Here is a 17205-nt window from a genome sequence, read left to right on the forward strand (position 1 = left end):
CACTCCTGTCCTTAGATGTGCTTTAGTAATCGTCTCATCATACGCCTTTCGATGAGCTATTTTTAACCGACTTAAACTAGACTGGTGATTTATTTTTTATACTCATTGTTATCACTTCAGCTTAACAAAACCGTTACTTTAAGCAAATGTTAGATGGACACATTACTAATACTTAAATCACCAAACGCCCCTTCGCCTCCGCAATTCCCACCGACAATACACAGCCCGAATTAAACGCCAAATAGTCACTTTGAATGCCATCAGAAAACACCACGCCCTCCTCCGGCATTAAGGACTCCAACTTCAGTGGCGAACCTGCTTCCATTGAGCCAAACACTAAACTAGTCCCGGTGGTTCGGCTAGGAAACGGCTCACGCACCGCAAACTGTAATCGCTCCGCCTGCCAATCAAAGCCCTGACTCATCTCACTTGTCATAGAGCCAGCTACGCCTGCGGCACCGGCTAAAATCGACTGCAACCAACCGGTCGAACCAAGCCCCGTCGAGACAATAATACCTGAGGAGGATTGGGTTTCCTCCTTGCCATTCCAGTGCATGACATAACGCGCCGAGGTATGCGTTTTGGGGCCGATAAATAAATCATTCACCGCCAGCATGCGTTGCCCGTCATTGGTTTTGGCTTCGGCAAAGGTGATGGCTTTGCTGTCGCCCTTGCCTGCCATCGTGCGCTTGACGATAGACTTTAAGTCGCGCATTCCAAAAGGCAATAAGCGCCCATCCCAACGTACCGGATCAGGATTAATGGCAATCACCGGCTGCCCATCAAGGTATTTTAAGGTGTTGGCAACCAGCCCATCCTGACCGATCACCACCACAATATCTTGCGGACTAAATTGATAATTGGGCAAAAAGCCACGCTCCAATAACTGAAAGCGCCCCAGTGCTTTTAAGGTTTGCTCAGCATCCTGCAAACACTGCTGATAACGGGCATTCTCATCGAAATAATCCTGCCCATCGGCGTGATTGTGCTCCAGATAAAAGCGCGCTTGCGGCCAGGTGTTAAAGCGCTCCACCAACTCCTGCAAGCGGGTTTTACGGCTCACCACCACAAATCGAAACGGTTGATCACTCATTAGCGGGCCGCCTTTTTCATCATTTGTGAGAACATATCGGGCGAGATATTTAACTCACCGATCTTGGCTGCGTTTTGCGCTAAGGCCTCGAAGGCCACGGCCATTAATTGCTCCGGCTGCATATTGGCCAAGGCTAATGCTTTTAAGTTTTCAACCGGCAACTCGCGGAATGCTTTCATCTGCTGAGTGGTGGCATAGGCTTCGGCATCGGCCTCTTGCTTGCGGTTTTCCACGCTCAACACCACCAAACCTTTGCGCTGCTGCTCGGCGGCAATTTCACCCTCCAAACGCTCACGGGCAGTTTCAGCTTTAGCCCGTAATAAAGTGCGCTCATTCTGCATCCGCGACTCGGCAATTTCCTGTTCTTTGGTTTGCACGGTTAAAGCGGTTTGTAACTCCGCTTCTTTAATAGTCAACTCTTGCTCGACTGCCGATTTACGACGCGCATAAATGGCATCGTCGGACTCTTTTAAAATCGACTCCCGCACCTCTGCCTCCAAAGCTCGCGAGGTATCTTTAGTCGGTGAAATCGCGGTAATCGAGGTATCCAAAATGCTCACACCCAAGTCAGATAAGGCAGTTTGCTCATACAACTCAGTCTTGATGATCTGCACCAAGGTCTGCCCCAACTTCAAGGCTTGGCGCAAGCTGGAAGCCTGCACTTTGTTTTGAATAATGGTTTGCACCGAACGAATCACCCGATCACTCAAGGTCAAGGGATCTTCTGAGACATAGCTTTTACCATCCGCTTTCAAGGTGAAATTCAACATTTCAGCGGTGCGCTCAGGATCAATAATCCGATAGCTGATTTGCCCTTGCACCTGAATCGTCTGAAAGTCAGCCGACTGCAAATTGAATATAAACGGCGCTTCCTGTGCATTAACCGGCACAGTGGCGATTGAGGTGGTGGCTGCATTGTAGAAAAAGCTTAAGCCTTTGCCCTTTTGGCGTACCCGCCCTTTAACGGTTTTAAAAACGAAAGTGGATGAATCTGCTTTGAAATATGGAATACCAAACATGACATTGCTCCTTTAGTGTCTATTTGTCACTTGTGAAATAATAGTGTCGTATAGACCCTATCCTGTCAAGCACAAAGTGTCGTAAGGACACAATTAAATTGAAATCTCCCGAACAGCTGGTTAGGATGTGCAAAACCTTTACGAGCGGATCAACCATGAGCGAGCAGGAATTTCTGGATAATTACGACCAACACGCCTTTGATGCCCCACTGATTAGCGTGGACTCAGTGTTATTCACGTATCACGAAGCAGTACTGAAAGTACTATTGGTACTGCGCTCCAATCATCCCGACCAAGGCTTGTGGGGCTTACCCGGTGGCTTTGTAAATCTTCAGCAGGATCAAACCCTTGAAGACACGGTACGGCGTAATCTGAAAGAAAAAACGGATGTAGTACCACCCTATATTGAACAGCTAAAAACCATTGGCAATGCCTCGCGCGATAAACGGGGTTGGTCGGTAACTGTGGCCTATACCGCGCTGATCGCACATCAGGACTGCGAAGCACGCATTAGTAGTGTGTCGGATGCTAAATGGGTGGCGGTAGATGCCTTGCCTGAGATGACATTAGCCTTTGATCATGCGCAGATTGTGGAGCAAGCGCTGGAGCGGCTCCGGCAAAAGGCGTTGTACTCGATAGTGCCGGCTTATGCCTTACCGGAGAAATTCACGCTGCCGGAGCTGCAACATTTACATGAAGTATTGATTGGCAAGCCGCTGCAAAAGAAATCATTCCGCCGCCGGATTGAGCAAGCGGAATTATTGATTGATGCCGGTGAGAAGCGCCATGAAGGTGGCCGCCCCGCTTCCTTGTACCAAATGAAAGCAATGTCGGGCGAGTACACCTTTGTGCGCAATTTAGAGGGTTAACTCACCCTCAGGTTAAAATGACCAAAACAATAAAATGGTTGGAATTGTCACCGCGCCCACGATCAAATTCATCGGCACTCCAATGCGCAGGTAATCCGTAAAGCGATAGCCGCCCGGCCCATACACCATTAGATTAGTTTGATAGCCAATCGGTGTCATAAAGCTGGCCGACGCGGCGAACATAATCGCAATGGCAAAGGGCATCATACTCACGCCCATTTGCTCAGCTAGTGCGCTGCAAATAGGGAACATTAGAATCGCAGCGGCGTTATTGGTAATGACTTCGGTAAAGATCGAAGTCAACGCATACACCATAATCAATGCCAGTAAGGGCGTAAGGTGGTCGCTGGCCATTAAGCCATCAGCCACAGCACTAGCCGCGCCGGTAGTTTCCAGCGCTTTACCGAGTGCGAACGACGCACCAATCACCGATAGCACCGTAAAATCAATCGAGCGCCTGGCCAGTCCCGCATTCATACAGCCAGTCAGCAACATCGCCCCAGCGGCTAACCACGAAGCCTGAATAATCGGAATGATCTCAAAGGCACTCATCAATACCATCAAGGCCATAATTGCCAAAGCCAATTTCGCTTTAGTAAAGTTCGGCGGACTGGAGTCTTCCAACGCGCTCACCAACAGGAAGTCTCTGCGAAACCGGTACTGATTGGCAAACTCTTTGCCCGCTTCCAGCAATAAAGTATCACCGACTTGTAGTTGCGAATGCAGACCTTTATTCGGCAGATTACTGCTATTTCCGCGCGAGACGGATAACACCACGGCTTGATAGTTGCCAAGGAAATCACAAGCCTGCACCGTCATCCCTAAAAAAGGAAACTCTGGGCCAATCACTGCTTCAACCAAGCGCCGCCGAAAGTGCGCAATGTTTAACTTATGAATATCGGCATTGGCCGGCTTGAGCCCGTTAATACTACGCAGCTCATGGGCGCAACGCGGTGCACCGATGAATGACAAGCTATCGCCAGTGCGCAACACAAAATCAGCGGCGGGGCTTTGCATAATGTCGCCATCACGCTCCAGCTCGACCAGATAGCCGTGCGCTAATGCAGAAAGCCCCGCACTGGATAACGTTTTGTTATTTAAGGTCTTGCCATCCACCACCATCGTGACATGGTATTCGCGAATTTTATCCAAGTCGGTCGCGACGCCTTTGCTATCGGGCAATAAGCGATTACCAGCCAGTAGCAGAAAGCAGCCACCCGTTAACACCACAATCAAGCCAACGCCAGTGACATCAAACATGCCGAGACCAGGGTGACCTGTTTTTTGTAATAAGCCATCGACCACCAAATTAGTGCTAGTGCCGATTAAGGTACAAGTTCCACCCAAAATGGCGGTATAGCTTAGCGGTAAGAGCAGCTTAGAAGGAGGCAGACGCAAGCGCTGGCACCACTCCTGAATCGCCGGAATTAACATGGCGACTACGGTGGTATTATTTAGAAAGGCACTGAGTAACGCCGTCGGTAAGAACATACGCAACTGCGCGCCCCGCACACCGGAAGGTTGCCCCAACAGCCGATGCGTAATGTATTGAATGGCACCCGTTTCACGCAAACCAGCAGCCACTACATACAGGGCGGCGATAGTCATTAAACCGGTATTCCCAAAGCCTGCAAAAGCCTCGCTTGGGGTCAGAATACCGCTGACCATAAGCACGACCATGGCGGCCATTAAAATCAAATCCGCTGCAATTTTCGACAGCGCTAAAAAACCAAAAACCACCAGTACCAATACAATGACAAACACACCTGACAAGGTCATGCCTGAATTTCCTTCTATACACACCCGAAGTTTAAAAAACCGCCAAAACCCGAGGCTGTGGCGGCTACAATTTGTTCACAGCCGTAGCCATTAACGCTGTGCGCTCTTCCGTAACGGCTTGCAGTTTTTAGGGGCAAATGTGTCTGGAGATTGGCTTATCATCCTGCAACAAAAGGGTCTTGTCGAGCGGATTATTAATACTAATTTGCGGCTGGTTTTGTAGGTGGGAAAATGCAGTTTTCGAAGTAGTTTTGTACTTCATCCAGCGCCAGATTGGAGGAAATCAGCACGATGTAATTATCGGGGCGAAGCAGTAATTTAAACGGCTCAATAGAGCCAAAAATCTCAGTTACTTCCGGCGTTAGCGGGATGATATTCAAATCCATTTGCTGGCCATATCCCTCTGTTATTCTCTCTGCCAAATTATGCAGCTCGTAATGCGCTTCCGGATTATTTGAAAACACCATTAAATGGAACTTTGGCAAACTCAGACGCCAGTAAATATTCATTTCATTAAGCAGGAAATACGGCATGCGATCACCTGCTTTCACTTCAAACTCAGATGAATTAAGCGACTGACTTAAGCGATGACCTTGGTAGTGAATATCAATCTCAGAGACCAGCTGAAAGATAAACTCCCGTGTGGCTTTAAAGCGCGTAATGATATTCGCCAGCACCGGCACAATGTTTTCCCGCAAGAAACGGAAATACCAACGATTACTGGCTGCCACTTCAAAGAACTGATCGGTAGACTGCAGCAGTCGCTTGGCGTTGGCTAAGCGCTCTTCATTATAGGTTTCCAGCAGCTCGCTAGTGGCATCACCACGCAACACAAATGCCAGCTTCCATGCCAGATTATAGGCATCCTGAATACCGGTATTCATACCCTGCCCGCCAGCAGGAGTGTGTACATGTGCCGCATCGCCTGCCAGAAAACAGCGGCCTTTATAAAATGGTTCAGCATGACGGGTATGCACTTTATAACTGGAGTACCAACGCAAGCGGTGAATCTCCAGCGGGCGCTGTACCAGGTCACTAACGGTCTGTTGGATTTGCTCAAAACTGGGAGGCTGATCGGTACTCTTGGCAGTCTCTGGTAAGCTACCAATTAAGCGCCAATGCCGATTCTCATGCATTGGAAACATCAGCACAAAGGCATTTGCGCCGAGGTTAACGTAAAACGTCGCGGGGCTTGCCTGAAAGCTCATATCTACATCGGCGACATAAAACTGACGGGGATCGGTTGAGCCGAGAAATGGTAGCTTTAGGAAGTTGCGGGTTGGGCTGCCCGCGCCATCACAACCCACTAAATAATTGGCTTCTATGACTTGGCTCTCGCCATCTTCTGACTGCAGTACCGCACTCACAGTATCCTCATCTTGCGAGAGGCCGACCAGCTCAGTGTTCCATAATACCTCTTGGCCACCAGCCTGCAGTTTGGAGTACAGCAGTCGTTCATTTTTGCTTTGCTCGTAAACCAACACATAAGGAAACGGGCTAAGCTCACCCCCAAAATCGGAGAAATCCAATTGGCCGATGGTTTTACCGGCATTCAGAATGCTGGCCTTCTGCAAGATTTCACCATCGGCAACCGCTGGCCAAGCCAACCCCAGCTGATCATAAATCTCTAAGGAGCGCGCCTGTAACACCATGGCTTTGGAAAATGGCGTTACACCAGCCTTACGATCAATGATGACGAAATCAATATCATAACGCTGTAACTGCAATGCCAGTGACAAGCCCGTTGGGCCTGCACCGACGATTATAACCTGTGTGTTAAGGATACTCTTCACAATGCTCCGCACCGACCGCAGCATCGTACCAACAAGCACGATCGGGCCAGAAAATATTGGCTTCGGGAACGATGCCTGGGTCTTCATCCAAGCTGCCAGCGGGAATAATTAATGCCGTACTTGGGCGATTATTGTATGGCACTACAGAGCCACAATTGCTGCAGAAGCACTTGCTAAAGGTCTCTGCCGGAAGGTGGTCATAACGCTTAACCAACTCCGCACCGGTGAGGAATTCCACCTGACCGGGGCCAGTAAAGATATTCGAAACATGCGCCGAGCCACTGGCTTTCTGGCAACGCGAACAATGGCATAAGCGGAAACCTTTAAATGGCCCCCAGACTTTAAATGTGACCTGTCCGCACAGGCAGCTGCCAGCAATTTTGTCTGACATAAGTGTGATTCCTCGTAAGTATGAGAATTTTTTATATCACAAGCGCTTAGGTGATTACAGAGCAATGATTAGCCATTGACTATTTGCCGGCTATCCTATGAGAATGAAACAAACCCCTGACTGAGAATTTTATGAACAACACGACAATCTCCCACTCCACACACGATGCGGAAGCAGATCAACGCAACCAAGACATTAAGATTTACGTCAATGGCGACATTGTGCATCGCTCAGATGCCAAGGTCTCGGTTTATGATAGCGGCTTTATGCTAGGCGACGGAATGTGGGAAGGCATGCGCCTATACAACGGAACTTGGGCATTTTTTGATGAGCACATGGATCGCTTGTTTAACAGCTGCAAAGCCGTTTCCATTGATATCGGCATGGATAAGCAAGGTATTCTCGATGCTTTAAATAAAACCGCCGCAGCTAACGGCATGACTGATGATGCGCATTGTCGCCTGATGGTAACGCGTGGCATAAAAGATAAGCCTTTCCAGCACCCTAACCTCTCGCGCTCAGGCTCTACTATTGTCATTATTATCGAGCACTCAAAGCCTGCTGAAAGTTTGCATAAAGCCGGTATCCGCTTAGCGACTGTGCCACAAATCCGCGGCCTGCCAATGACGCAGGATGCAAAGTATAATTCTCACTCTAAACTCAACTGCATTATTGGTTGCCTACAGGCGCAACAAGCCGGTGCCGATGAAGCCTTAATGCTTGATCCGCATGGCTTTGTGAATACGACCAATGCCTGTAACTTCTTCATTGTACGTCGTGGTGCGGTCTGGACATCGACTGGCGACTATTGCATGAATGGCGTCACTCGCCAGAAGGTCATTGACCTGTGTCGTGATAATGATATTCCCGTTTTTGAGAAAAACTATTCATTATACGAAGCGTATGGTGCCGATGAGGCCTTTTTAACCGGCACCTTTGGCGCCCAAACTCCAGTGGCTGAAATTGATGGTAAGAAAATTGGCGAACATAACGGTGCTGGCCCTATTACACAGCGCTTACAAAGCCTGTATAAAGCACTGATTAAAGCCCATATCGAAGGATAAATTTTGTTAGGTGAATCTAAGATAGAACCGATGACGGATGCGACGCTTCGACAACGCGTCGTAACCAAGCTCAGGGCACTTATTGTGAGTGGTGATCTAGCGCCCGGCCAGAGACTGACCGAGACAAAGCTGGCCACTGCCCTCAATATCAGCCGTGCACCGCTTCGCGAAGCTATTCGCGAACTGGTTGATATTGGCTTATTGGTAAGCCTGCCTTACAAGGGCTTGTTTGTAAAAACAGTCACTCGGGATGATCTGGAAGAGATTTACTCCTTACGTACCGCACTGGAAAAGTTAGCCTTTGAACAGTGTTGGGATAAGCGTACTGAGGCCGCCTGCGAGGATTTGCGGCGTCGTAATGCGGAGTTAGTTCGCACCATCGACTCAGACGAAGCACCACTCCTGAATATTGAGCAAGAGCTGACGCTCCACAGCTGGTGCTTTGAACTCGCTGGTCACAAATTGCTGATGCAAGCATGGGAGCGGATGAAGCCAAATTTACAGCTTTATTTCACGCTGCACCAACAGGCGCACAACAGAAAAGGCCCAAGCCGAGACGCACATGATGAATATGTGCGTCTCGCTTGCGGGGATGATCTCAATGCCATGACGGAGTACTTAAGCTCCCATATGCGACAAGGTCTGGCCACCACATTGGCGTCTATAGAGTAAAGGCTCACGCTTTGAGCAGTTACAAATCGTCACCCATAAACAGTGTCGCCGGATGCTCCAGATGCTCACGCAGACACTGAATAAACTGCGCCGCCTCCCAGCCATCCACAATGCGATGGTCGAATGAGGATGACAGGTTCATAATCTGCCGTGGCACAAAGCCACCATCTTGATAGACCGGTTGCATCTGGATTTTATTCACCCCGATAATGCAGACTTCAGGGCTGTTAATCACTGGCGTTGAAACCAATCCACCCAATTTACCCAGGCTGGAAATGGTGATGGTGGAGCCACTTAGCTCATCGCGCGCTAAGGTGCCTTGACGACCTAGTGTTGCCAGCCGTTGAATGCCGGTAGCCACTTCCCAAATATCTAAGCTCTGTGCTTCGCGTAATACCGGCACTAATAAGCCACGATCAGTTTGCGTCGCGATACCCAATTGCATGGAAGCATATTGGCGTAACTCACCCGCCACATCATCGTAATGCGAATTCATGACCGGAAACTCGCGTACAGCCAAAGCAATGGCGCGGGTTAGCAACGGCAGCACGGATAGCTTGGGCTGATCATCGCGCTTTTGGCTATTCAGATGATTACGTAATGCCTCCAACTCAGTGACATCCACCGCTTCTACATAAGTGATATGTGGAATACGCTGTTTAGCATCTTGCATGCGCTCGCCGATTTTACGGCGTAGGCCGATGATAGGCGTTATACTGCACTCACCGGCACTGCTGGCGGCACGATTACTTGCTGCTGAATTACCAGCTGATGCCGCGCTAGCGTTCTTACTTGATGCAGGCGCATTGGCCGTTGCTGCGGTATTTGCTGATGCAGTGGCTGCTGAAGTTGTTGCTGCAGGCACCGTTGACGTTTGTGCTACTGAATTTGCATTGCCACTTACTCCAGCACTTTGCGATGAAGCCGCGCCAGCCTGTAATAACTGATCAAGATCCTGATGCAGTACCCGACCATCTGGCCCACTACCCGCCACACTCTCCAAAGCAATTCCCATCGTTTTAGCCCGCTGGCGAACAGCTGGTGCAGCTAGTGGATGAGCGCTTCCAGAGTTAGCAGTTTGAACGACATCATTCCCCTGCGGATTAAACACTTCCCGCTTATCGTCAGCGCTTGCTTGCACGGTTGCCGCAGGAGCAGGAGCAGGAGCAGGAGCAGGAGCAGGAGCAGGAGCAGGAGCAGGAGCAGTTTTAACCGGCGCTGGCGTAGCTGCAACCGGAGCCGCCGTATTATTCACAGGCTTTGGCGCTTCCTCAGCAATTGGCGCTGCCGCAACTGACACTTCAGCCCCAGCCAACACCGCTTCATCCGCCACGTCCAGCACGACAATCACCGTGCCTACCGGAATCAATTCACCCACCTCACCACTGAGCTCGCTAATCACCCCATCCACCGGCGATGGAATTTCCACCACGGCTTTATCGGTCATTACGCCAGCTAGCACATCATCTTCTTTAACTACATCGCCGACTTTCACATTCCACTCGACGATTTCACATTCCGTCATGCCTTCGCCGAGATCCGGCATTTTAATTTTTACGACACTCATACCGTTTCCTCCGTCAGCGTTTTCAGTGCTTTAGCCACCCGTTTCGGGCTTGGGAAATAATCCCATTCTTGCGCATGTGGGTATGGCGTATCCCAGCCAGCTACCCGTTTAATCGGCACTTCAAGATGATAAAAACATTGCTCCTGAATCTGCGCCAATAACTCACCACCAAAACCAGAGGTCAGTGTCGCTTCATGCAATATCAGGCAGCGGCCCGTTTTCTTAACTGACTCGGTAATCGTTTCAATATCCAGCGGAATTAGCGTGCGTAGATCAATGACTTCGGCACCAATTCCTGCCTCTTCCGCTGCAGCTAGAGCCACATACACCATGGTTCCGTAAGTCACGATTGTTACCGCTTCGCCGCTACGCGTAATGCGCGCCTTACCAATCGGAACGGTGTAGTGCCCTTCCGGCACATCGCCTAATGGATGCCCTTTCCAGCTCTGCGCCGGACGATCATGATGACCATCAAACGGGCCGTTGTATAAACGCTTCGGCTCAAAAAACACCACCGGATCATTATCCTCAATCGCGGCAATCAACATGCCCTTAGCATCGTAGGGATTGCTTGGGATCATGGTGATCAAACCGGATACATGAGTAAATAATGACTCCGGGCTTTGGCTGTGCGTTTGCCCACCAAAAATACCACCGCCGCTTGGCGTGCGAATGGTAATGGGTGAGGTAAAATCACCCGCCGAACGGCTCCGCAAACGCGCAGCTTCCGACACAATCTGGTCATAGGCCGGATAAATATAATCCGCGAACTGCACCTCAACGCAAGGACGCAAGCCATAAGCTGCCATCCCAACACCAACCCCGACTATCCCACTTTCATTGATTGGGCTATCGAATACACGCTGCGAGCCATACTTTTGTTGCAAGCCTGCAGTGCAGCGAAACACGCCACCGAAATAGCCCACGTCTTCACCAAACACCACGACGTCGTCATCTTTGCCAAGGCAAACATCCATCGCGTCGCGCAGTGCGTCAATCATACTCATATCAGCCATTGGATAACTCCTCACACTCACGCATCTGCTTCATTAAATACTCGGGAATCTCTTCGTACACATCTTCGAACATATCGCGCGGCTTAGTGTTTTCACCTAAAATACCGAACTTCTCTGAGGCTTTTGCCACTTCGCGCACTTCCATCACCAAGTCATGCTCTAACTCCTGATGCTGTTCTTCATCCCACAACTCACGTTGAATCAGGTGATTTTTCAAACGCAGGATAGGGTCGCCCATCGGCCAAGCGCTGGACTCTTCTTTAGGGCGGTAGCGAGATGGATCATCCGCCGTGGAGTGTGGCGCAACCCGATAAGTGACCCACTCAATTAAGGTCGGACCAAAGCCTCGACGTGCACGCTCCGCAGCCCAACGCGATACTGAATACACGGCAGGGAAATCATTGCCATCAACCCGCAATGCCGCGATGCCATAACCATGCGCACGCTCAGCAAAGGTTGTATCTCGCCCTGCACCGGCAAAACCTGAGAAGGTAGAAATCGCCCACTGATTGTTGACAATATTTAGAATAACGGGCGGTTGATACACCGCAGCATTCACTAATGCAGCATGGAAATCATTAGAGGCAGTTGCGCCATCCCCAATCCAAGCCGAGGCAATGCGGGTATCGCCTTTAATAGCTGAAGCCATTGCCCAGCCCACCGCTTGAATGTATTGCGTGCCTAAGTTGCCGGAAATAGTGAAAAAGCCATAATCCTTAGCAGAATACAGCACAGGTAGCTGGCGGCCTTTCAACGGGTCACGCGAATTAGAGAGAATCTGATCAACCATCGACTCCAAAGGATAATCCTGTGCAATCAACAAGCCTTGCTGGCGATAGGTCGGGAAGTTCATATCACCTTGGCGCAATGCCAGTTGATGTCCCACCGCAATCGCCTCTTCACCAGTACACTTCATATAGAAGGAGGTTTTGCCTTGGCGCTGCAATGCCATCATCCGCTCATCAAACGCGCGGGTTTTCATCATCGCTTTCAGGCCTTGCAACAAAATGGCATCATCGATATCTTCAGCCCAAGGACCAACGGCCTCACCTTCCTGGTTCATCACCCGAATGGTGGTCATCGCGTGGTCGACAATATCATTGAAATCCACGTCGATCGGTGGCTTTTCAACACTCCCCGCCACAGGGAAGTGGTAGCCCGAAAAATCCGGTGCATCACCGGGACGGCTAGTAGGCTCTGGCACCCTAAGTCGTAGGGGTTTGTAATCAGACATCACTTCTCTCCTCAGATGAAGTCACACAATTCGTGTTTATAGGAAAATAATAGCCAGTTTTTGCCAGCGTTATTCACCAAAATGCCGACATTCGATTGGTACTTTTCGAGTTTTCTGCTAATTTCAAATCTTTGATTAGAGAAAAAGAACAATGGACAAGATTGATCTGGCGATTCTTCGTGAATTACAAAAGGATGCACGTATTCGAATCACCGACTTAGCTAGCAAAGTTAACCTCTCCGCGACCCCCTGCGCCAGACGGGTTGCCGCACTCGAATCCTCCGGTGTAATCCAGCAATACACAGCCTTGTTAGACCAGCAAAAGGTCGGCTTGCCGGTGAGTATTTTTGTAGCGGTCGAACTAAAAGAGCAAACCGCTGCCAGTATTGATGCATTCAAGCGACAAGTGAGTGAGTTTGAGGAGATTATGGAAGGCTATTTAATGACCGGCTCGCGGGATTTTCTAATGCGCGTGGTGACGGCCGACCTGCAAGCCTATGAGAAGTTTTTACATGACAAGCTCACCGTCGTACCGGGCATCCAATCAATTCGCTCGCGGTTTGCCATTAGCCAGTTTATCCGCCGCTCCAATTTGCCGAATATAAGTCTATAACTTCGGTAACTTGCATGAAATTCAGGCAGCTGGCACTATATTTTGAACAAATAAATAAACAAGAAAGGAAATCTTATGCCCGCACTCCTGCGCTATAGCAGTGTACTACTCAGCCTGCTGGCAGTGACTCTCAGCGTTAATTTAGCCGCTGCCGCACCCGTTTCGAAATGGGACCCTCGCTGGCAATGCGGTAAAGAAATCAACATTAAAAAGTACCATATTCAGGACATGCAGCGAAAGAAGCTCATCTTTGGCTATAAACTGAATAATGGCACGCTGCCGCTGCTACTCACGCAGGATTATAACGGCCTTGGCATGGTCTTATATGTACAACTTAAAAATCGCTGGCGTGCTTATCCGATCGCTCGCGACGATATTCCCATGCGTATTTATAGTACAGCGGCTCATTTTCGTATCTCGCTGTTCTCCATGAGTGGCATTAATGCAAAAGATCAGCACTTTACGGTGCTCAATATTAAAAACCAGCTGCGCCACTTTGAATGCCTGACAATTCCGACTCCTAAAGGCATGAATAACAAAAATATGGAGTACCTGACGCTGCAGGACTTTAATGTGCGCTCCAACGGCGCGGGGCAAATGCTGGCAGCGGCTTATGACCTTCGAAAAGCCGGCAGTGGCCAGCTCAAATGGTATCGCTATAACACCAGTAACTGGGGCTACACATGGAAGGCACCAGGCCCGATTGCGAAGCCTAAAAAGGGTGCGCGACTGCCGGGTTTATTCTATCCAGCCAAGGAAATTGCACCGCCTAAAAAGCTGATAACTAGTTTATTAAAACAGGCTCGCTGAATCTAGTCGCTGCTATAGTTGCATGTTAAGCTGGCGTATAGAAATGAAGTAAGACATTTCAAAAATTTATCTTAATTAGGAGAACAACCCATGAAGACTTTAATCGGATCTCTAACCGGAGTATTCGCATTATTGCTTGCAACGACCTCTGTTGCATTGGCACATACAGGTGAAGGCGTTACAGGTGGTTTTATTAGTGGAGCGCTGCACCCGATCATGGGGCTGGATCACGTCACTGCGATGGTCGCCGTGGGTATCTTAGGTGCCTTTTTGGGTCGCCCAGCCATTTGGGTGCTACCCGTTGTATTCCCGCTGGTGATGACCATTGGTGGTGTGATGGGTATCTTGGGTGTTCCCATTCCAGGTATTGAAATCGGCATCGCAAGCTCTTCAGTAGTACTCGGCTTGATGATCTTGTTAGCGCTTCGTCCACCGTTATGGGTTGCTTCAGTCATCGTTGCAGCGTTCGCTATCTTCCATGGCCATGCACACGGTACTGAGCTACCAAATGCGGTTAACGCACTGTCTTACAGCATTGGTTTTGTGGTTTCTACCGGTCTTCTGCATTTGGCAGGTATTGGTATCGGTGAACTTATTCGCTGGCCGATGGGTCGTATTGTTGCACGAGCGACTGGCGGCTTAATTGCCCTCGCGGGTGTTGGCTTTTTGACTGGAGCGCTATGAAACAACTGACTACCCGAGTGGGGCCAATCGCCCTGCTCAGCCTGATCACACCACTCTCCGCCTGGGCGATTGGTGGGCCTAGCACAAACTTTTTCATGCAGGGGCTGAATCATCCATTGGTGATTCCGGCACACCTGATTGTGGTGTTTGCACTAGGATTATTATTAGGTCAACAGGGCTGGAAGCAAGCTCGGGTGGTATTACCGACGTTCATTGTTGTGTTTTGTGGTGCGTTGTTAATGACGCGCATCCAGTCAGTTAGCTGGGACACTGAAATGATCCTGCTGCCATTGGCCGGACTCATGGGTATATTGCTCACGCTCAAGCGTCAGCTGCCCTTAGTCTTGCCTCTCACTATCGCAGCGATTGCGGCGGTAGTGATTGGCTTGGATTCTTCAGTTCCACAAATTCCCGGCCTGCAAGCACGTAAGATTTATGCCCACCTAAGTGGTAGTGGTGTAAGTATTTCAGCGCTGCTTCTGGTCGTGACATTTATTGCGCTAGCTCTTCGCAATGTATTGCAGGGCGTTATCTTACGCATTTTAGGTGCGTGGTGTACCGCTGGCGCGTTACTCGTACTGGCGCTGTTATTAGCAAATGTTGCCAGAACCTGATTTTATATGAGATGCACAATGACTAAAGCTCTACGCACATTATTAGCCTCTGCCGTCATCGGTGGCGCACTACTTTCACCGCTGGCTAACGCGGCTGGATTTCATTATCAGCTCGACTTAACGGCTACGCTTCAAAGTGATGAGGCCGGCAAGCTCAATGCTCTGCAGATGAGATGGGTTTACGATAAGGAATTGTCTGCGGTGTTAATGGATGGCGAGGATTTATCTGAAGCCAACCGTGAAGCCACACTTAAAAAGCGCGCTAAAGACATTCTTGAGGGCCTAACGGGTGTTGGCTATTTCACAACGGTATTGGTTGACGATCAAGCAATCACTAACGCTGAAGTGACCGACTACAACGTCCAGATTACGGATGAAGATCGCCTGCAAGTGAATATGGCGTTGCCGTTTGAAACCGCTCAGGAATTAAAGGGCCACGTGCTCAAAGTGGTCGTGAGTGATGCAACCGCGGTTGGTTTAGCGACCTTTCTAACCCGCGATAATCTGATCTTGGGTGATGCGTTTGACAAGTTGTGTGAAAAGCCTGAACTGGATCAAAAGCAAGTGGCGGAGATGGATGGCCATGTTCAAATGGCTGATACCATGACGGTTGATTGCCGCTAATTACACCGTACGCAAAAGTAAAGCCCGTATCAGTTTGATCGCTGAGACGGGCTTTTTTGTATCCTGACTTCTCGCAAAAGTCTGCGCTTATTGCTTGCGCTTAATCACTGAACTCACTTACCGAAATACGGATCGGCGCGCCATGGCGTTGACTGCATCGGATCATTGCAATAGCCCCACTTAGCCTCCCAGCGCGAGGGGAAATCCTTATCGATAAAGCGAATGTGGAAGCGCCCCCAGTAGTGACTGGTTTGACCTGCTTGAGTCGGCCTCTCCGTATCGCAGCGCTTATCTGAGTTGTACTGCACCCAGTAGCCTTCATAACTGCCACGGTTTTTATAGATACCCGCTAAGCCAGCCAGATAAATTAAGCCGTTATAGTTTTCATTGCGATAGCTCCAGACCGCGGTCGGCCCCATATCTGTTTCATACACCACTTTGCCATAATTACTCGTCCACACCTCATCGGCCATTGCGCCAGCCGAGAAGGTCAGCGCCCAAACCGCCAATAGCCACCCTATTTTTTTCATATTGTTTCTCTCCCTCATTATTATGAGCTGCCATAATTATCTGCTTTGCAAATAATTACAACCGCGAGAATTAAGGAGAAATTTCCTTAATTCAAACACTTGCCCATTTATTCAATGCGCTCTGGAGCATTTACAACTATGCTTAGGCTGAAAGTTACTTAGTGATCAGGAGGCTAGAAATGGATGAAAGTCTGAGCAAAACCGATGATAAACCTAAGACCAAACGCAGCTATATGGATAAGCTGTTTGAGATGAATGTGCAGCAACCGCCTGCGTATTCAGAGGCCGCCGAAAAAGCACTGGAGCGGCTGACGGACTCCCCAACCGATGATATACGCAGCACTGCCGCCTCGCAAATCGAGCTACTCTCGCGCTTTTATGATCTCTCTTTATCGCAGGCGCAGCGTAGTTTTCGTTGGGCTCTGGTGGCTGGTATGGTCGGCTTAATATTCTTTGTCGCCGCCATTGGCTTTACCATGTTTGATAACCAAAAAATTTCTACCGTGACCTTGATAGGCGGTGGCATGGTCGAGTTTATTTCGGGGGTAAATTTCTATTTGTATGGCAAAACCATTGGCCAGCTCACCCTATTTCAAGGACGACTGGAAATTACGCAGCGGTTTTTATTGGCCAATAGCCTGTGTGAAAGCTTGGGGGATGAGCTGCGTGATACGACCCGCGCTCAACTGATCTTCCAGCTAGCGAATATCGAAGGCCTTGATTCGGAGCGGAAGCGGTTTTGGAATCGCTCAGCCTCAGCCGATGTCGGGATGAGCTCGACAACGGCTGATGGTTAGCGCCTAACACTATTAACAGCCAGACCAATAGCTGCA

Annotated in this window: 18 protein-coding genes; 9 read left to right on the forward strand and 9 right to left on the reverse strand. The window is 49.5% G+C overall.

From position 1 onward, the window contains the following. Positions 1-172: 172 nt before the first annotated feature. Positions 173-1093, reverse strand: coding sequence for a diacylglycerol kinase catalytic domain-containing protein (locus LEUMU_RS0116215; protein WP_022953347.1), 921 nt, complete (start codon positions 1091-1093; stop codon positions 173-175). After that, positions 1093-2112, reverse strand: coding sequence for an SPFH domain-containing protein (locus tag LEUMU_RS0116220; protein ID WP_022953348.1), 1020 nt, complete (start codon positions 2110-2112; stop codon positions 1093-1095). The genes LEUMU_RS0116215 and LEUMU_RS0116220 overlap by 1 nt, the downstream gene beginning before the upstream one ends. Positions 2113-2267: 155 nt before the next feature. Here LEUMU_RS0116220 and LEUMU_RS0116225 point away from each other — a divergent pair, with 155 nt between their 5' ends. Further along, positions 2268-2981, forward strand: a complete 714-nt coding sequence (locus tag LEUMU_RS0116225; RefSeq protein ID WP_022953349.1) for an NUDIX hydrolase — start codon at positions 2268-2270, stop codon at positions 2979-2981. Between the two features lie 12 nt (positions 2982-2993). On the opposite strand, the gene LEUMU_RS0116230 is transcribed toward LEUMU_RS0116225, so the two are convergent. The 3 genes from LEUMU_RS0116230 to LEUMU_RS0116240 all read right to left on the reverse strand — a co-directional run bounded on the left by LEUMU_RS0116230 (position 2994) and on the right by LEUMU_RS0116240 (position 6944). Continuing rightward, entirely contained in the window at positions 2994-4760 is a 1767-nt protein-coding gene (locus LEUMU_RS0116230; RefSeq protein ID WP_022953350.1) for an SLC13 family permease, read from the reverse strand. Positions 4761-4960: 200 nt separating this feature from the next. Next, the gene (locus LEUMU_RS26485; RefSeq protein WP_022953351.1) at positions 4961-6553 is read right to left on the reverse strand and encodes an FAD-dependent monooxygenase; all 1593 of its coding nucleotides are present in this window, start codon (positions 6551-6553) and stop codon (positions 4961-4963) included. Beyond that, a complete protein-coding gene (locus LEUMU_RS0116240) occupies positions 6537-6944 on the reverse strand; it encodes a GFA family protein (RefSeq protein WP_022953352.1) in 408 nt (135 codons plus the stop codon). Before LEUMU_RS0116240 ends, LEUMU_RS26485 begins: the two co-directional genes overlap by 17 nt. A 131-nt stretch (positions 6945-7075) precedes the next feature. Here LEUMU_RS0116240 and LEUMU_RS0116245 point away from each other — a divergent pair, with 131 nt between their 5' ends. Both LEUMU_RS0116245 and LEUMU_RS26490 read left to right on the forward strand, forming a co-directional pair. Further along, the gene (locus LEUMU_RS0116245) at positions 7076-8008 is read left to right on the forward strand and encodes an aminotransferase class IV (protein WP_022953353.1); all 933 of its coding nucleotides are present in this window, start codon (positions 7076-7078) and stop codon (positions 8006-8008) included. 3 nt (positions 8009-8011) lie between these two features. After that, positions 8012-8680 (forward strand): GntR family transcriptional regulator, encoded by a 669-nt coding sequence (locus LEUMU_RS26490; protein WP_157474371.1) that lies wholly within the window; start codon positions 8012-8014, stop codon positions 8678-8680. Positions 8681-8699: 19 nt separating this feature from the next. Here the strand turns inward: LEUMU_RS26490 and LEUMU_RS29320 are convergent, their stop codons facing one another. Genes LEUMU_RS29320 through LEUMU_RS0116265 form a run of 3 tightly spaced genes read right to left on the reverse strand, consistent with a single transcriptional unit; the run spans position 8700 to position 12497 of the window. Continuing rightward, positions 8700-10247, reverse strand: a complete 1548-nt coding sequence (locus LEUMU_RS29320) for a dihydrolipoamide acetyltransferase family protein (protein ID WP_022953355.1) — start codon at positions 10245-10247, stop codon at positions 8700-8702. Then, the gene (locus LEUMU_RS0116260; protein ID WP_022953356.1) at positions 10244-11263 is read right to left on the reverse strand and encodes an alpha-ketoacid dehydrogenase subunit beta; all 1020 of its coding nucleotides are present in this window, start codon (positions 11261-11263) and stop codon (positions 10244-10246) included. The genes LEUMU_RS29320 and LEUMU_RS0116260 overlap by 4 nt, the downstream gene beginning before the upstream one ends. Continuing rightward, complete coding sequence (locus LEUMU_RS0116265) at positions 11256-12497, reverse strand: thiamine pyrophosphate-dependent enzyme (protein WP_022953357.1); 1242 nt, start codon at positions 12495-12497, stop codon at positions 11256-11258. Before LEUMU_RS0116265 ends, LEUMU_RS0116260 begins: the two co-directional genes overlap by 8 nt. A 151-nt stretch (positions 12498-12648) precedes the next feature. On the opposite strand from LEUMU_RS0116265, the gene LEUMU_RS0116270 reads away from it, so the two are divergent. The 5 genes from LEUMU_RS0116270 to LEUMU_RS0116290 all read left to right on the forward strand — a co-directional run bounded on the left by LEUMU_RS0116270 (position 12649) and on the right by LEUMU_RS0116290 (position 15842). After that, on the forward strand, positions 12649-13110 hold the full coding sequence (locus tag LEUMU_RS0116270; protein ID WP_022953358.1) for an Lrp/AsnC family transcriptional regulator: 462 nt from the start codon (positions 12649-12651) through the stop codon (positions 13108-13110). Positions 13111-13185: 75 nt separating this feature from the next. Beyond that, a complete protein-coding gene (locus LEUMU_RS0116275) occupies positions 13186-13920 on the forward strand; it encodes a hypothetical protein (RefSeq protein WP_022953359.1) in 735 nt (244 codons plus the stop codon). A gap of 90 nt (positions 13921-14010) precedes the next feature. Continuing rightward, positions 14011-14604 (forward strand): HupE/UreJ family protein, encoded by a 594-nt coding sequence (locus LEUMU_RS0116280; protein WP_022953360.1) that lies wholly within the window; start codon positions 14011-14013, stop codon positions 14602-14604. Next, positions 14601-15218 carry a HupE/UreJ family protein gene (locus LEUMU_RS0116285; protein ID WP_022953361.1) on the forward strand — a complete coding sequence of 206 codons (618 nt, stop codon included), beginning with the start codon at positions 14601-14603 and terminating at the stop codon, positions 15216-15218. Before LEUMU_RS0116280 ends, LEUMU_RS0116285 begins: the two co-directional genes overlap by 4 nt. Positions 15219-15236: 18 nt before the next feature. Next, positions 15237-15842 (forward strand): DUF1007 family protein, encoded by a 606-nt coding sequence (locus LEUMU_RS0116290; RefSeq protein WP_022953362.1) that lies wholly within the window; start codon positions 15237-15239, stop codon positions 15840-15842. A gap of 113 nt (positions 15843-15955) precedes the next feature. On the opposite strand, the gene LEUMU_RS26495 is transcribed toward LEUMU_RS0116290, so the two are convergent. Then, positions 15956-16372 carry a hypothetical protein gene (locus LEUMU_RS26495; RefSeq protein ID WP_022953363.1) on the reverse strand — a complete coding sequence of 139 codons (417 nt, stop codon included), beginning with the start codon at positions 16370-16372 and terminating at the stop codon, positions 15956-15958. Positions 16373-16551: 179 nt separating this feature from the next. Here LEUMU_RS26495 and LEUMU_RS0116300 point away from each other — a divergent pair, with 179 nt between their 5' ends. Continuing rightward, positions 16552-17169, forward strand: a complete 618-nt coding sequence (locus LEUMU_RS0116300; protein ID WP_022953364.1) for a TRADD-N-associated membrane domain-containing protein — start codon at positions 16552-16554, stop codon at positions 17167-17169. The last annotated feature ends 36 nt before the right edge of the window (positions 17170-17205 follow it).

This window comes from Leucothrix mucor DSM 2157, from assembly GCF_000419525.1.
GTDB classification, from domain to species: domain Bacteria; phylum Pseudomonadota; class Gammaproteobacteria; order Thiotrichales; family Thiotrichaceae; genus Leucothrix; species Leucothrix mucor.

What these genes read in the sequence shown, in the direction of transcription:
- LEUMU_RS0116265 (WP_022953357.1), bottom strand. Translation starts at nt 12,497, where the DNA reads ATGTCTGATTACAAACCCCTACGACTTAGGGTGCCAGAGCCTACTAGC.
- LEUMU_RS0116215 (WP_022953347.1), bottom strand. Translation starts at nt 1,093, where the DNA reads ATGAGTGATCAACCGTTTCGATTTGTGGTGGTGAGCCGTAAAACCCGC.
- LEUMU_RS29320 (WP_022953355.1), bottom strand. Translation starts at nt 10,247, where the DNA reads ATGAGTGTCGTAAAAATTAAAATGCCGGATCTCGGCGAAGGCATGACG.
- LEUMU_RS0116240 (WP_022953352.1), bottom strand. Translation starts at nt 6,944, where the DNA reads ATGTCAGACAAAATTGCTGGCAGCTGCCTGTGCGGACAGGTCACATTT.
- LEUMU_RS0116290 (WP_022953362.1), top strand. Translation starts at nt 15,237, where the DNA reads ATGACTAAAGCTCTACGCACATTATTAGCCTCTGCCGTCATCGGTGGC.
- LEUMU_RS0116270 (WP_022953358.1), top strand. Translation starts at nt 12,649, where the DNA reads ATGGACAAGATTGATCTGGCGATTCTTCGTGAATTACAAAAGGATGCA.
- LEUMU_RS26495 (WP_022953363.1), bottom strand. Translation starts at nt 16,372, where the DNA reads ATGAAAAAAATAGGGTGGCTATTGGCGGTTTGGGCGCTGACCTTCTCG.
- LEUMU_RS0116220 (WP_022953348.1), bottom strand. Translation starts at nt 2,112, where the DNA reads ATGTTTGGTATTCCATATTTCAAAGCAGATTCATCCACTTTCGTTTTT.
- LEUMU_RS0116300 (WP_022953364.1), top strand. Translation starts at nt 16,552, where the DNA reads ATGGATGAAAGTCTGAGCAAAACCGATGATAAACCTAAGACCAAACGC.
- LEUMU_RS0116245 (WP_022953353.1), top strand. Translation starts at nt 7,076, where the DNA reads ATGAACAACACGACAATCTCCCACTCCACACACGATGCGGAAGCAGAT.
- LEUMU_RS0116285 (WP_022953361.1), top strand. Translation starts at nt 14,601, where the DNA reads ATGAAACAACTGACTACCCGAGTGGGGCCAATCGCCCTGCTCAGCCTG.
- LEUMU_RS0116280 (WP_022953360.1), top strand. Translation starts at nt 14,011, where the DNA reads ATGAAGACTTTAATCGGATCTCTAACCGGAGTATTCGCATTATTGCTT.
- LEUMU_RS0116260 (WP_022953356.1), bottom strand. Translation starts at nt 11,263, where the DNA reads ATGGCTGATATGAGTATGATTGACGCACTGCGCGACGCGATGGATGTT.
- LEUMU_RS0116225 (WP_022953349.1), top strand. Translation starts at nt 2,268, where the DNA reads ATGAGCGAGCAGGAATTTCTGGATAATTACGACCAACACGCCTTTGAT.
- LEUMU_RS0116275 (WP_022953359.1), top strand. Translation starts at nt 13,186, where the DNA reads ATGCCCGCACTCCTGCGCTATAGCAGTGTACTACTCAGCCTGCTGGCA.
- LEUMU_RS0116230 (WP_022953350.1), bottom strand. Translation starts at nt 4,760, where the DNA reads ATGACCTTGTCAGGTGTGTTTGTCATTGTATTGGTACTGGTGGTTTTT.